Origin of the sequence: Corynebacterium sp. HMSC08C04 (genome assembly GCF_001807495.1) — a bacterium.
GTDB lineage: Bacteria > Actinomycetota > Actinomycetes > Mycobacteriales > Mycobacteriaceae > Corynebacterium > Corynebacterium simulans.
On sequence record NZ_KV789202.1, the window covers coordinates 14,251 to 29,138 of the forward strand.

Consider the following 14,888-nt stretch of genomic DNA (forward strand, 5'->3'; position numbering starts at 1 on the left):
TGCTCCTAGAACGTCTCGTCCAAGTCATCGAGCGACGGCGTCTGGCTGTGGCGGCCAAAGCTAAAGCCGGTGGAACCCTCGCCGGCGCTGTGGCGGCCCGGCTGCACCTGCGAAGCATTGTTGAAAGAGTCCATGTGGTCGGTTTCGTCCAGTCCACTGAGCGCATCTGCGAAGGAAGGTAAAGCAGCTTCCGTCTCCGGCTGCGCTTCCTTTGGCAGCAAGTATTTGAAATCGGTGATGCGGCCGAACTGCACCACGGTCAAAGAACGCGAAAGCTGGCTGGTTAGCGCGGTATTGCTATCGACCTCGATGATGCGAGTGCGGGAAGGATCGATCTCGGTGTATCCATCGGAAGCGCCCAACGTGGTCAGCGATTCATTGCTGAAGGCCTGCATAGCGCCCTTTTCTTCGCTCATACCCGCCATGAACTGCTGGGTGGATTGCTCCTGCCTGCGATTATCGTCCAAGAAGGTCACCTTGGACAGGAACTGCTGCATGCTGCCCGTCATTTGTGGATTGGTAATCGCACTGTGCCAGACCTGCGGCTTCAAATCTCGATCCGCCATCGCTGGGTGATCCAGGTTGCGAGCGATCATGTCCAGCGGCGACTTCGAATACTGGCCGCGCATGCCCCACATGGCGCTCGGCTGGATAGAACCGTTGCCCACCTGGTGACGCTCGAAGACAGAATTCATGTAATCCACGAGCCCACGCAAAGACTTATGAGCCCAGGCCTCAGAGAAAACGTGGGAACGAATTCCCTCGGCCATGCGGCTGGTTTCATCGTCGGTGACCTTTGCCTTGCCGATACGCGCGTTATCCGGCAAGCCGGATTCCGGGGTGCGCAGGTGGTCGCTGGTGGTGGACTTCAAGCCGAATGGCGCATAGATTGCGCGACCCAGAACTGAAGACCAGCTCAGGAACTGACCGTATGCATTGATGTTGCGGTCGATGTCTCCCGCTGCGAGCACGATGTTGCGCGCGGCAATCTCCTGGTTCTGGCGATTGAGCTTTTGCCTTTGCACGTAATCGTAGATTTCGCGCTGCGCCTTGGTGAAGGCAAGCCAGGAACAAACCAGGAACAAGGCGATGGAAACAATGACGCCGAAGGTGGTCCACTTCCAGTCCAGGGTGGGCATGGAATCCCAGATCCGCAAGTCGCTGTTGTAATGCGAGATGCACAGGTAAATGAGCACGAGCAAAATCGCGCCTAGCACGCCCCACATGGCGCGCAGCTTGGTGGTCAGCTTGCGGTTTTCAGCGTTGAAGTCACGCTCGGCAAAGCCCTTGGCTTCCTCGCTGAGCTGGCGGGCGACGTCCTCGAAGTGCGCCTCGCGCTGGCGCGCGGAGTGCAGGCTTGCGGCCAAACCAGAGCCGACCTTCCATGCGAAGGTTTCCTGGTGCTGGTTACGCCATGCCGCGAACTGCTGCTTTTTACGGTTGATCTCAGTGTTTTGTGTGCTCTGGCTAGTCCACTCCAGGTCAGCCGCGAACTTCTCCGCAGCGAGTGGATCGAAAGGTGCAATCGTTGCCTGCGCCTCGTTTTCATAGCCCACCGTGCGGTTCATCAGTGGGTGGAAACCACGGAAGGATTGGCTGACATCGGGCACGGACTGCTTGCCGTGCTGGACAATGAGTACGTCCTGGTTATTGCCCTTCGGCGGGGCGAAGTTGGCGTTTTCCTTCCACTGGCCATCAACTAAGCCCAGCGCAAAGTCATGATAGGCCTCCCACATGCCAGCCAGCTGCGGGGTATCACCAACGTCGAATTGGACCTTCTGGGCTTCATTCAGCGTCCGGTTATTCTTCTGCTGCATCTGTGCGATGGATACAGCATTCTCGCCCTTGCCGGAATGGCCATCCAAAACCACCTCCATGTTGGAATTGCGGCCATAGAGAAGATTCTGCAGGAACGAGGCGGTTGCGCTGTTTACGGCACCGCGCCGGTCGTTGACCCAATCCTGCGGCTTGCCGATGACGGTGGCCCAGTACAGGCGCAGGTTATCGCGCAGCGCAGCCCACGCGCCGATCTTCTGCGTCTTCGGGGTCTCCAGCGGGATTTCCTGGGAAATCAGGCTGCCACCAAAAGCGTGAAAGAGAGTATCCGCGTAGTGCTGCGTAAGCGCGTTCGGATCGGTAGCGTGCTCGGTGTAGCTGGTGTTATTCACGCGGGTACGCGGCAGGCGATTATTCGGATTGAATACTCGGTCCTTGACCTCATTTTCGACCTCGCTGGCATCGATAGTGCGGTGGAAAGCACGCACGAGACGGAAGTTTTCCCAGTTGCCGGTTTCCATCAGCCGGCCCGATTCGGCCTCGAATACAGCTGCCTCCTGCATTCCGCGCCACAGGCCGAAGATGGATGCCACGGCAGGAGCTGCGAACTGTGCCAAGGCAAAGCCATCTTCGCTGCGCATGATGGGGCGAATATGCGAAGCGGAAGGAGTGCCGCCCTCTTCTGGGGAAAGCACCAGGTTCTCCCACACCTGCAGCGGCTCAATGTGTGCCGGCTGCAAAGGCAAGGTGGTCAGCAACAGGCGAACGCGCTGGTTCGAGGCCTGGACGATGCGCGAATCCACGGCCGCCGCCCACCGCGACAAAGCGTCTGGCTGCAAGGAATCACTTTCATCCAGCGTATCGATGACCACGAGGAGCATATCGCCTTCGTGGTTGCGCAGAGACTCGTCGAGAGTGGCAATACGTGGGTTTCCCTCGGCGTCGAAGAAGCGCACTGCGGCTGCCGACGTCGGTTGGGTGTAGTCCACCCACATGAAGTTCTGCAGCAAGCCAACAGCTCGCAGGTCGAAAAGGCGGGAACGAATCTCATCGGCCGTGGCGCCGTGTCCAAAGAACAGTACGTTAGTCATTAGAAGGTGTCATCCAAGTCGGTGAGGTTGAATTCAGGCTCAAAGCGCGGGGTCTGGCTGGAAGAATCCCGGCTCGCGGGAGCCTCAAAAGTATCGGGCGTTTCAGCGACAGTCTTTGCCTGGCCCAGCAAATCGCGGATGCGCTGCGCCATGACGACGACGTCCGGCGCCAGGTCGCGGTAGTACGGCGTAGCGGAGGCGACGTCGCGGCGGCGAATGTTTGCAAATGGCTTGTCATCCATGCCTTGGCCCGGCAGAGAATTCATACCACCCGGAATGAAGTGATCAGCGCCGCGGACGAACTTATCGAGCTCCGCAACGAAGGATTCATAACGATCCTGGATGCTGGAGCCGACGACGCCGCGGCCCGGCACGGTGCCATCACGCAGGAAGGCCGCCAGACGGTGGACCAGTGGGTGCGTCGAAGCACCAGAGTGCGCAAAGTCCTGGCCGTCGTCGTAAAGCCCGCGCAGCAACTGGTACGGGTACAAGGAAGAGGCAAAGCCGTATGCGCCGTTCTTTTGTACCCTCGCGTACGCGATGAAGATGGACTCAAGCACGGAAGACATCCAGTCGGACTTCTTAACCATGCGGCGCGGGGAAATCAGCATCGGGTTCGGGAAAGGTACCCAATCGCCTACGCCATTGGCGGTGTCGTCGTAGATATGTGCCGCGGCGTTATCGGAATCCGGGTTGGAGATGTGGATCCGGCCGGTAATGCGGCCGATGATCCAACCTGCCACCATGGCCTGACGCTCGGTCTCAGTCAGCGGCAGAGCCGCCGCGAGCGGACGGGTACGACGCTCCGACCAGTAGGAACCATCGAAGTTTTCTTGCTTATCGATGTCCTCGGCGATGTAGCCGAACATGGAAGAAAATACGATCGGCGAGTAGTTCGGGTAGGAACCGAAGATCTCGATGTGCTGTACCTGCTCGGACATGTTCAGCGAGTTACGCAACGCCACCTGCGATGGCTCGTCAATAGAAGGCGTAGAAAGCAGCTCGCTCAGGCGTGGAACGATGCCGGTTTCTTCGCTGCCCAAAGCCTCGAAAGGAATATCAGAGAAGGAGTAGGTGTACTGCACGTCCTTGCCGTGGATGCGCTGGACCATGTCGCTGGACACGGCAGCCAACGGGCGGGCGTAGCTCAGCGCCATCTGGAAGGCGCTGACGAAGCGGTCAATGCGCTGGGAGTGCTCCACCTCGTTGATATCCGGGGTCAGCGTCAGGTAGCTGCGCAGATCCACGGAGTTGAACTTGTAGAACTCATAGTCGCGGCGGTTAATCCACGCACGGGAGCGCTCCAGCAGATCTGCCGGGCGGATGCGCGAACGGTACTGTGCGCGCTGGGACTCGCGACGCTCCCCGGTCTGCGGATGCTGCGATAGGTGCTTGGATACCCAACCTGCACGGTTGCTGTATTCATCGTTGGTGCGCTTCTGCGGCGCCAGCGTATCCCGCGGTGCCTTGTTGGCATCTAGCGAATCCCACTCGCCGCGAATGACCGCACGCACCGCGAATGGGTAAGCCTGATCGTAATGTTGTACATCGGCAGTGGACTGCTGGCCCTGAATGGTGCGCAACATCTGGGTTTGGTAGTCGGTGATAAACGCGTTGACGTCGGTCAACATGATTTCGTTTTCCGCGCCCTTGAAGCGAGACTCAACGATCTCGTCTACTTCCTCCGGCCAGGCGTTGACCTCGTTGGTGCGAACGTCTGCCAGCTTGTTGGTCTCCGGGCGTGACTGTGCCGCCTTCTCGAGCACCTCATGGGCGTCGCCAAGCTCACGCTGCAGATGGAAGAGGTTCTCGTCGACGTAATCCTGCAGAACGTCCTGCAGAATATGCGCCGTAGCCAACAGGATGTAGTGATAGAACTGCTGGTGATAAAGGCCCAGTAGAGCGTTGACAGTCGGCGTTGGATCCGTCATCTGACCCTTGCCGGTCAGCGGGCTAAGGATCGGCTCCGCGCCTTGCGGAAGCGCAAGCACGGCGAAGTTCTGGAAGGAATTAGAGAACTCATTAAGCTGCGGCTGCAGGCGGTCGCCGCTGGCCAAGACGTCCTTGACGCGATCGAGCATCTCGCGAACATAAGGCAGGCCCACTGCCGCCAACTCGCCCTCGACCGTGCTCAAGACCTTGTCTGAGAAGAAGTTAGCGAAGCGATAGGTGGTGTCATACGCCGCCTGTTGGAGCATTCCCGCGATGTACTGCTGGTTCTGTGGATCGCTCAGGTTCTGCATGAGCTCTGCGCGCCACTCGTTAACGTTGCGCCCTTCCCCTACCGGGATGAAATTACGCAGGCTGCGCGCTGCGTTTTCGGCAGCTGGCTGGCCCATGCCGCCGAATACGGTGTTCAGCCAGTTATACGCGGAGTTCGGATCGATAGGTCCGCCCATCGCCCAGCTCGGATCCAACATCATGTCTTGGAAGCGGCCCGGCAGGCGCTCATCAAGGCGCTTTGCAATCTGCATCTCGCCGGCCTCTGGGTTGGCCTTATCGAGATGTCCGTTGAGCAGACGCTCAAAGGAGCTACGGGCCAGGCGCTGCGCGGAATACTCGGCGAAGCGATCGCGGCCCATGGAAATCTGCGCATAACCCAGCGAACCCCACGGCAGGCGAGCCCACGGGGTACCGCCCTGGGACTGATCACGGTCCCAACCGAAGAAACGGCGGCCGCCGTCACCGGATGGGGTGTTGGTCAACGCATAAGAGACCAGGTTGTCAGACGCACGAGTCGAGGCCATCAAACCGGCCAGCGCGCGGCCCAGGCCGCGGTAGATCGACATCGCGGAGCCATCGCCAAAGCGGGAGCCGGTGGTGCCCATCTTGGAACCGATGGGAAAGATTCGGCCGAAAGTCGGGCCCTCTGGCGGGGTGCCCATGTCAAAGGCCTCGAAGATGGCGCGGTCATGCGCGGTGGAGTTACCCATCTGGGATGCAACGACCTCGCCGAACATGGCCAGGGAGTTGGGCCATGCGCCGGCCATGTCCTCTGCCTTGTTGTCGGAGAAGATCTCCGGGGTGTACATGAAGACCAGCGTGCTGGTCGGATCGAGATTCTTGATGGTGGTCAGAACGCGGCAGACATCCAGGAACATCGAAGCGCCTGCGCCGCCTGCCATGGAGGAAACAACCAGCACAACCGGTGCGGAGGAACCAGTATCGGTGCGCTTCTTTGACTGCTTGTAATTGAGCTCGTTGAGCTCCTGGATAGCTTCCTGGGTAAACATCTCAGACACCGCCGCGTTCAATGCGTTGCGGATGTCCTTCAGGTGGCGCAGGGTCAGGATGCGGCCGATGGCGCGGTACTGGCCGGCGCCGTCGGCAAGCTTTGTGTCATTCGATTGCGGCGTACGCGAAGCCCACGTGGCGATCTCACCAAGCTTGCCGGAGCGGCCCAACGTTTCAGAGATACCAGCATCGAACTGGTTGTAATGCTGGCGTGAGCCGATACCCACATACTGACCGCCGCTTTGGGTAACGTTCGGCAGCTTCTGCGGGCCGGCCTCCTCTTCGAGGGGAACATCGATGTTCACAAACTGCCACGCCTTGGGCAGCTCGGTGATGTCTGGATCGATGGTGCGCAGCTCCGCCTTGAGCTGGTCCATGATAAAAGCCAAGGTCTTGGCGCCGGAGCCACCGCAGCCAACTACGAGGAACTTCTTCATCTGCTCTTAAAACCTTTCGGGATGTCTCTTTAAGTGTTCAACTTGTGCGTTCTGCTTGCGTTCTGGTTCGGACTAGTTGTTTCCGAAGGAAGGCCCCTGCGGCCATCCACCGTTGTTGCCGCGTGGCCCGTTGCCCGGCTGGCCGAAGCCGCCCTGGCTACCTGGTTGACCGAAGCCGCCTTGCTGGCCAAAGCCGCCTGGTTGGCCCGGCTTCTGCAACTGGCCCGGCTGGCCAGGGAACTGCTGCACTGGAGCGTTAGCACCCGGCGCGTTCTGCGGTGCCTGTGCACCTTGTGCGCCTTGCTCTCCCTTCGGGCCCTTCGGAGCCTTAGGCTCCTTCGGCGCGGGGAACTGCACCTGCTCGAAGAGCACCGGTGCGGAGCGGTTGATCTCCTCGGAAAGCTCGTCATACTTTTCGGCATGTGCCATCGTGTCGACCGTCAAAACGATCTCGCCGCGCTCCTTGTCATTCGCGTTGCCCACGAAGAACCAGTTGTTCTGAACTGCCAGCGGCAAGATGGCGCGGCCACCGGATTGCTTGCCCTTGCCGGAGATGGAGCCATCCCTTTCAACTTCCACATGGGCCGCAGTAAATGGGCTAAGGCCCATCTTTACCTTTGCCTCGTACAGGCCCAGATTTGCCCGGCGCGGCGCGGCGTCGACAGGCACTGCGCCCTGGAACTCCTCCTTGGAGACCGCAAACGGCTTGCCGGTATCCGTGCGGATGAGGCTCGTGCCTTCCTTCTTGACCGGAATCGTCTTCGCGAACATGCGCGGAGACTCAGGGATGCGGCCGGAGAACCACTTCATGAAGTAAAGAACCGCCAGCGGAATCAAAAGGCCCAAAAGGACCGCCAGCACGAATGCCAGGCCGAAGGCACTCTTGCTCAAAGGCGTGGTCATCGAGCCCTTCAGCTGCAGCGGCAGCTGCGCTTCCTGATTATCTTCCGCAGACTGCAAGCTCAGCTCTGGCTTCAAAGCCAAAGCGCCGTCTTCCATGTTCTCTGCAGAAAGGGTGATCGGCAGCGTCGCCTCTTCGCCCTCACCAAGCTCGAGCGCGTTATCCGCGGAATCGTGCTTCGAGGTTACCTTCAGCGCATCCACGCCCTTCGGCAGAGTGGCCTCGTCAGCGCCGAAGCTTTGCTCCGCCAGCCACACCTTGCCCGGACCAGTTACCGGAACATCAACGGTGACTTCCTTTTCCGTCATCGACACCACCTGTGCCGAGCCGACGGAGGGCATGTTGACCGGGGTAATCGTCAGCGGGGTTTCACTCTTGATGGGGTTGAGCTTGGAGCCCGGCTGATTATCGACGCCCTTCGTGGTGATGTCCACGCTGGTCACCAGCTTGCCCGCGGCAACGTTTTCGACCTTGTCCAACGGGATATCCACCGCGTTGCCGTCCATGATCGGGGCGTTTTCGAGAAGCGTTACTGGCTCGCCCTCTTCGGGGACGAACTCCGCGCGCAGCGTGCCTTGGCCTTCGAGCTTGCGCGGCTCACCGCCGCCGTCGACAAGCTGTGCCTTAATAACTTGGTCGGAGTTGATGCCGCCGCTTAGCTTCTCACCGTTTTCGCGCTGCAGGTTGAGGTTCAGACCCGGAATCATCACCATGGATGCCTGGTACTCGCCCTCGGCGCCGCCCTCCAGCTTGTAGCCAAAGGTCCACTTGCCGGCCCAGCCTTCGCCGCCCTTCTTCATTGCGACGTCGACCATGCCCGGCAGTCGGTCATTGGTGGTGATCTCCACGTCAGCGCCGGCGACCTTCTTGGTATCCGGCTTCAGCTCTACCGTTTGCCCATCAGGACCGGTGAGGGTCGGAATGATCTTGCCTTCTTCTACGCTGGTCTTCGGAACCGCGGACAGGCGGACTGGGTCGACCGAATTATCCAGGAAGAAATCGAATTGCTCGGTGAAAGTGCCTTCCTTGCTCAAGCCACCGGAGGTAGGAATGAGGTTACGGAAAGCTGCAAACAGTGCGGCGGGATCCTCACCGCCGTTGAAGAAGGCGCCGTTGGGTTCGCCTTGGCCACAGCCCTCGCCTTCAGCCAGGTCGGTGAGAAGCTCCGTCTGCTCCTTCGCATCGCGCGCCGGTACGAGACCGACGTTGAAGAGGCGGATATTGGACTGGCGGAATGCGGACACCGTGGAATCCGGGGTGCACAAAATGTTGCGGGCTGCTGCGTTGTCCTTGCCGGTCTCAACGCCCACGTAGGCGCCGTCGGTGAAAAAGACAATGGCGCGGCAATCGCTGCCATCATGATCGCCGAATTCCTTGAGCGCGCCCGAGTAGGCCAAACCGTAGTCGGTTTCTAGATCGGAGGTGCGCTCCATGTTGCGGAAAGCGTCAATCTCCTTGTCCAAGGCGCCGGCGTTTCCGGAAACATTGGTCCAGCCGCCGTACTCGCCGGCCTCGGAGTAATAGCCTGAACCGAATCCGGCAAGCTTGACATTGATATCCGCGCCGGCGTCCTTGCCTAGGCTGGCCAGCTGATTGACGATGTCCTTGGTGGCATCAACACGGAAGTGGGAGCCATCGGTGGCTGGTTCGCCTTCGTAACCGATGAGGGACTGCGACTGGTCGAGCACGAACAACAGGTCCGCGGATTTCTTATCCGCGATACACGAACTAAAGTCCGCTAGGTTTTTCTGCGAGGCCTCAGAGAGGCTGCTCTCGGAGGCCTGCGGTGCTTTATCCTGTGGAGCTTGTTCTGGTGGGGCTTGTTCTGCCGGCGGGGCCGCCTCGGGCGCTGGTGCTTGCTCAGGCGCTGGCGCATCTTGCGCGGAAGCTCCCAGAGAACCTGCGAAACCGCACAACAGTGCAGTGCTGCTGAGAGCGAGGAGACGATTTAGTTTTCGCATTAGGCGCCCATCACCTTTCCTACGTAGAAGGCGATCTCCACCGCGGAAGCGATCACAAGCAAGAAGCCGCCGATCATGACGAGGCGGTAGACCAGCGTCTGGCGCGTGTCCTCAATGTAGAAGCTTTCCGCTTGGCGCCGAGTATTTTGCAGGGTGTATAGGCCAAGGAGCACAAAGGCGACGATGCCGGCAAGCACCCATCCCGCGATGGCCAAGCCAAAGAAAAGGCCTTGGGTTGCAGTGGAGGCCAATGGCGCGGCGATTACCGCGATTAAGGAGAAAATAGCGGCCACACCAGCGGCGATGAGCAAAGGCCACGGCCCCTTGGTGGGTGCGGCTGGGGTGGCAGGGCGCGAGCTGCGCGGCGCGCTGGGCTGCCCGCCTGGTGCGCCAAAACCCTGGCCGCCACCTTGTGCGGGGCCAGCTGCGCCAAACGACGGCGCGCTTCCTCCTGGTTGATTCGGCGAACCGAAGCTAGGGGAACTTGGGAATCCGAACCTCGGGCCGGCTGCATTGTTAGGGCCGTTGTTGGGGCCGCTACCCGCTCCGGGGCGCGGACCACCAAACTGGGGCGATGAGCCAGGCGAACCAAATGTCATAACTAATGACCTTTTCTCAAATAGCGCTCCCCCAGCCAAGAGAGCGGCCAGGGAAACCAAAGGGAACAAAATAGGCACAAGTGTTGCAAGCAAAAGAATGCCATACTTAAGGCCTCATTTCGCCTCTTCCTTGGGATTTACCCTCCACTACCCCAGCGCCACATCGATAATGCCGGATTCAGCTGCACATATCTCGCTGGATCTACCTTGAGGATCATTCCCCAGTCTCCCCTAAGATGTGTGAGCATTTCTGTTTTCTCAGGCCATAAGACAGCGCCATAAGACAACGCCATAAGACGGCATGGCAAGATAACTGCCCATGACAGAAAAATCGGCAACCGCAACCACTTCCAGTGGCGAGAGCATCCGATTCATCCCGGTACAGTCCACGCTGTACCCGTGGCTGGTTACGGTGTTCGTCGTTACGTTCCTCATTTCCAACATCAATGCCACAAAGGGCGTCCAGCTCGGTCCGCTCATCACCGACGGCGCCTTCTTCTTATTCCCGCTGGCTTATATCGCAGGCGACGTCCTGTCCGAATGCTATGGCTTCAAGTCCACGCGGCGGGCGGTCTACATCGGATTCGTCATGGCGATTCTGGCCGCGGTGTGCTTCTATATCGCGATTTGGCTGCCAGCGGCGGATTTCTACGAAGGCCAAGAGGCCTTCGCCGCTACCTTGGGCCTTGTGCCGCAGATCCTCGCCGCTTCCTTGGCAGGCTACTTAGTGGGCCAGCTGCTCAATTCCTTCACGCTGACCCGCATGAAGGCAAAGTCCGGTGAACGTGGACTCATCGGCCGTTTGGTCGCCTCAACCGTCGTGGGCGAGCTCGGCGATACTGTGTTGTTCTGCATCATCGCCGCACCAGTCATCGGCATTTCCACATTCAGCGGCTTTCTCAATTACGTAGTGGTCGGCTTCGTGTGGAAAACCCTCATCGAGGTGGTCATGCTGCCGCTAACCACCATCGTCATCAAGTGGGTTAAATCCCGCGAAGACTACGTTCCCAGCAACTAACCCACAAATACTCAGCCCTAGAAACCCAGCCCTAGAAACCCAGGGCTGGAACTGCAGCTTCCTGGTGAAAAGGGCGGCGTCGGCAAGCGCGAGAAAAGCCGAACAGGAGGTCTGCAGTTCCAGCCCTGGGTATTTGCGGAAAAGAGACGGCGGGCGCAGGGAGGTAGCTTACTTGCCGGCGTAGTAGCGGCCCATGAACTCGTCGCGGTAGGCCTCGTAGTAGCCGCCGTCGATGGAGGCGCGGATGTTGTCCACCAAGCGGATCATGAAGGTAAGGTTGTGCATGGTGCACAGCGTGCCGGCCAGGAATTCGTTGGCCTTGAGCAGGTGGTGGATGTACGCACGGGAGTAGTTCTCCGAGACGTAGCCGCCGAACTCCTCGTCGATGCCCGTGAAGTCGCGCTTGAAGCGCGCGCCCTTGAGGTTCAGGCGGCCATCGAGCGTGTACACGCCGCCGCGGCGGCCCAGGCGGGTAGGCGCAACGCAGTCGAAGGTGTCGGCGCCTGCCTCAACCGCGGTGAACAAATCATCGGGCTCAGAAATGCCCAGCAGGTGACGCGGCTTATCCTCCGGCAGCTCATCGCAGACCCAGCCCACGATGGTGCCCAGGTTCTCCTTCTCCAGCGCGCCGCCGATGCCGAAGCCGCCGAAACCGCGCTTGCCGTTCGCCTCGGCAGCCTGGGAAAGCTCCACCAGACCGCGGGTTGCTTGGCGGCGCAGGTCCTCGTACTGCGCACCCTGCACCACGCCCCACAGGGATTGGCGCGGCTTTTGCGGGCCACGCTCCTCGGTCAGGCGGTGGTGTTCATCCAAGCAACGCTGCGCCCAGCGATGGGTACGCGCGACCGACTCTTCCTGATAAGCGCGGCTATCGATGAGCGTGGTTAGCTCGTCAAAGGCGAACATGATGTCAGCGCCCAAACCATGCTGAATCTGCATGGAAACCTCTGGGGTAAAGCGATGCTTCGAGCCATCGATAACAGACTTAAAATCCACGCCATCCTCGTCGACCTGCGCCATACGCTCCTTCTTGGCCGCGCGGATGTCGCCCTCGGTGAGGTTCGCAACGTCCATGGCCAGGACCTTCTTGAATCCCACGCCAAGCGACATCACCTGGAATCCGCCGGAGTCCGTGTAGGTGGGGCCATGCCAGTTTTCAAAGGCCGCGACGCCGCCAGCCTCATCCACGATGTCGTGGCCCGGCTGCAGATAAAGGTGATAAGCGTTGGACAAGATGGCCTGCGCTCCCGTCTGCCGGATCTGCTCCGGGGTCAGGGTCTTGACCGTGGCCTTGGTGGCCACGGGGATAAAGGCTGGGGTCTGAATATCCCCGTGCGGTGTGTGAATGGTGCCGCTGCGACCATGTTTGCCAGGACCAGCCTGGTCGAGGCGCGTGCGCACGTCGAAGCTCAGGTCAGTCTCTAGCTTGGGTGCAGGAAAAGGCGGCTGTTGCTCGATCATAGAGGCTAGTTTACGTGTTGCGTCGTATCCGCAGATGCGCCGCCATGCTCACGCTCCCACTCTTCTTCCAGAGCTGTGCCTTCGATGTCGAGGGAAGGCATGACCTTATCCATCCACTTTGGCAGCCACCAGGTCGCGCGGCCCAACAGGAACATCGTGGCGGGGACGAGGGACATGCGCACAAGGAAGGCGTCGAAAAGCACGCCTGCGGCAAGGGCGAAACCGAAGATCTGGATAAACGGCAGCGGCTGGTTAATAAACGCCACGAAGACAGAAATCATAATGATGGCTGCGGCCGTGACCACGCGCGCGCCTTCAGTAAAGCCCGCGATGGTGGCCTCATCCACAGCGTTGTACTTGGTGCCATTGCCGCGTGGATAACGCGCGATGTGCTCGCGCATGCGGGTGACCAGGAAGACCTGATAATCCATGGCCAAGCCGAAGGTCACGCCGATCAGGAAGATAGGCATGAAGGAAATTAGCGGACCAGGCGCCGGGACTAGGCCGAAGAGGCCGTCCTGCCACACCAGAACCGTAAGGCCGAAGGCCGCGCCCACTGAGAGCAGGAATCCCAAGCCAGCCACCACGGGGACCAAGACCGAGCGGAAGACTAAGAAGAGCAACAGGATGGCCAAGCCCACCACGATGGCGAGGTAAGGCAGCATGGCGGCCTCCAAGCGCTCGGTGATATCTAGCTGCACGGCGGTCAGGCCAGTCATGCCGATTTCCGCGCCGGTGACCTCGCCCAAGCGCTCGTTCTCTGCACGCAGAGCCGACGCCGTGCCGACGGTCGTGGGATCCGTCGGGCCTGTGGTCGGTGCGACCATGATCTGTGCCGCGGTCTGATCAGAGTTGAGGCCAACGATCTGTGCGTGCTTCACGCCGCCTACCTGGTTAAGCTGCTGGGTCGCGTACATGAAGGAGGCGAAAGTTGCCTTCTTTTGTTGGTCTTCGCCTTCTTGACCCTGAATCAGCGGCTGGAGAGCCGGCGCATCTGGGTTGGCTTCCTCACCGTTGACGATGACCAGGAATGGACCATTGACGCCTGCACCGAAGCCCTCTGCCAGCAGGTCCGCGGACTTGCGCTGGGTGGTATCCGGATTCGAGCTGGTATCCGCTGGCAGCGCGAGCTCCATGTTCAGCACCGGGGCGCTCAGCGCGCCAAGACCCAACACGACCACGGCCATGACCAGGCCCGGGGCCTTCTGCACCGCACGCACCCAGCGGTTGCCCATGGTGGCGCCCTTACGGCGCTTGCCCTTCCTATTCGGGTTGCCGGCGATGCCGGGGATTCGACCAGCAAAGGCTTTATCGCCAGCCAGGCCAAGCAGCGCCGGCACCAGGGTCAGCGCGACGAGCACCGCCATGAACACGGTGCCCGCGGCAGCCAAGCCCATGGCGGTGAGGAAGCCAATCTTGGCCACGATGAGGGCGAAGAGCGCCACGAAGACCGTGGCGCCAGCGAAGACCACGGAGGAACCTGCCGTGCCCACCGCCATGCCGGCGGCTTCGGGCCCATCCATCCGCGAGCGCTCCTGGCGGTAGCGCGACATGATAAACAGCGCATAGTCGATGCCCACGGCCAGGCCAATCATGATGGCCAGGACCGGGGTCAAGTTATTGAGTTCAATCCAGTGCGTGGCAATCATGACGCCGAGCGCGCCCAGGCCCACGCCCACGACGGCCGAGATCAGCGGCATGCCTGCCGAGACCAAAGAACCGAAGGTGAAGATGAGGACGAGGAAGGCCACACCCAAGCCGATGATCTCCGAGATGGAGTTGACCTTGATCTCATCGCCAAAGCCCGCGCCGCCGGCCTCGACCGTTAGCCCCTTCTCGCGGCCCAGCTCCATCGCCGCGGTGACGACGTCCTTGTCTTCTTGCTCAACGGTGTAGGAGCTTTCCGCATCGAAGTTGAAGGTGGTATAGGCGATGGTCTCGTCCTCATTAACCATCGCGAGGTTATCCGCATCCTTGCGAGCGGTCTCTTCCGGCAGGCCCATCGAGGTGAATTGTTCGATAACTTGCTGCTGCAAAGCCGGCGATACGTCGAGCGGGTTGCCCCAGCGTTGCTGGTCCTTGATGCCGAGCTCGTTGGTGATCTGATCGACCACCTGCTGCATCGCTTCCTTGTTTTGCGGGTCAGAAAGCTTCTGCCCCTCGGGTGCTTGGAAAACCAGGTTCACCGAAGGCGCGCTGGCCAAATTGCCGCTTTCCGGGAAAAGCTCGGCGGCGCGGTGGGTAGCGTCAATCGCCGGCGTGCCCTTGATGGAGTACTCCGAAGTCATGGGCTTCATCAAGGCAATCGTGGCGCCCACAGCGGCCACAAAGATCACAAGCCACGCGATGATCACTTTCCACCTGTTGAGGAAGGACCAGCGCCCAAGACGGTACAAGAGTTTTGCCACAG

7 protein-coding genes are annotated in these 14,888 nt (G+C 60.2%); 1 reads left to right on the plus strand and 6 read right to left on the minus strand.

Annotated features, from left to right (window positions below; translation table 11 throughout):
- Positions 1 to 5: 5 nt before the first annotated feature.
- The 4 genes from HMPREF3169_RS03205 to HMPREF3169_RS13355 all read right to left on the minus strand — a co-directional run bounded on the left by HMPREF3169_RS03205 (position 6) and on the right by HMPREF3169_RS13355 (position 9,999).
- Positions 6 to 2,867 carry a hypothetical protein gene (locus HMPREF3169_RS03205; protein ID WP_061920073.1) on the minus strand — a complete coding sequence of 954 codons (2,862 nt, stop codon included), beginning with the start codon at positions 2,865 to 2,867 and terminating at the stop codon, positions 6 to 8.
- Positions 2,867 to 6,538, minus strand: a complete 3,672-nt coding sequence (locus HMPREF3169_RS03210; RefSeq protein ID WP_070455661.1) for a tubulin-like doman-containing protein — start codon at positions 6,536 to 6,538, stop codon at positions 2,867 to 2,869. The genes HMPREF3169_RS03205 and HMPREF3169_RS03210 overlap by 1 nt, the downstream gene beginning before the upstream one ends.
- 72 nt (positions 6,539 to 6,610) lie before the next feature.
- Positions 6,611 to 9,400, minus strand: a complete 2,790-nt coding sequence (locus HMPREF3169_RS03215) for a VWA domain-containing protein (RefSeq protein ID WP_070455662.1) — start codon at positions 9,398 to 9,400, stop codon at positions 6,611 to 6,613.
- Positions 9,400 to 9,999, minus strand: a complete 600-nt coding sequence (locus HMPREF3169_RS13355; protein WP_235590977.1) for a hypothetical protein — start codon at positions 9,997 to 9,999, stop codon at positions 9,400 to 9,402. The genes HMPREF3169_RS03215 and HMPREF3169_RS13355 overlap by 1 nt, the downstream gene beginning before the upstream one ends.
- Before the next feature lie 319 nt (positions 10,000 to 10,318).
- On the opposite strand from HMPREF3169_RS13355, the gene HMPREF3169_RS03225 reads away from it, so the two are divergent.
- Positions 10,319 to 11,017 (plus strand): queuosine precursor transporter, encoded by a 699-nt coding sequence (locus tag HMPREF3169_RS03225; protein WP_061920064.1) that lies wholly within the window; start codon positions 10,319 to 10,321, stop codon positions 11,015 to 11,017.
- A gap of 168 nt (positions 11,018 to 11,185) precedes the next feature.
- Here the strand turns inward: HMPREF3169_RS03225 and tgt are convergent, their stop codons facing one another.
- Together tgt and HMPREF3169_RS03235 are read right to left on the minus strand one after the other, a co-directional pair.
- Positions 11,186 to 12,478: a tRNA guanosine(34) transglycosylase Tgt gene (tgt, locus tag HMPREF3169_RS03230; protein WP_070455663.1), complete on the minus strand. Its 1,293-nt coding sequence runs from the start codon at positions 12,476 to 12,478 to the stop codon at positions 11,186 to 11,188.
- Positions 12,479 to 12,483: 5 nt separating this feature from the next.
- Positions 12,484 to 14,886 carry an MMPL family transporter gene (locus HMPREF3169_RS03235; protein WP_070455664.1) on the minus strand — a complete coding sequence of 801 codons (2,403 nt, stop codon included), beginning with the start codon at positions 14,884 to 14,886 and terminating at the stop codon, positions 12,484 to 12,486.
- Positions 14,887 to 14,888 lie beyond the last annotated feature (2 nt).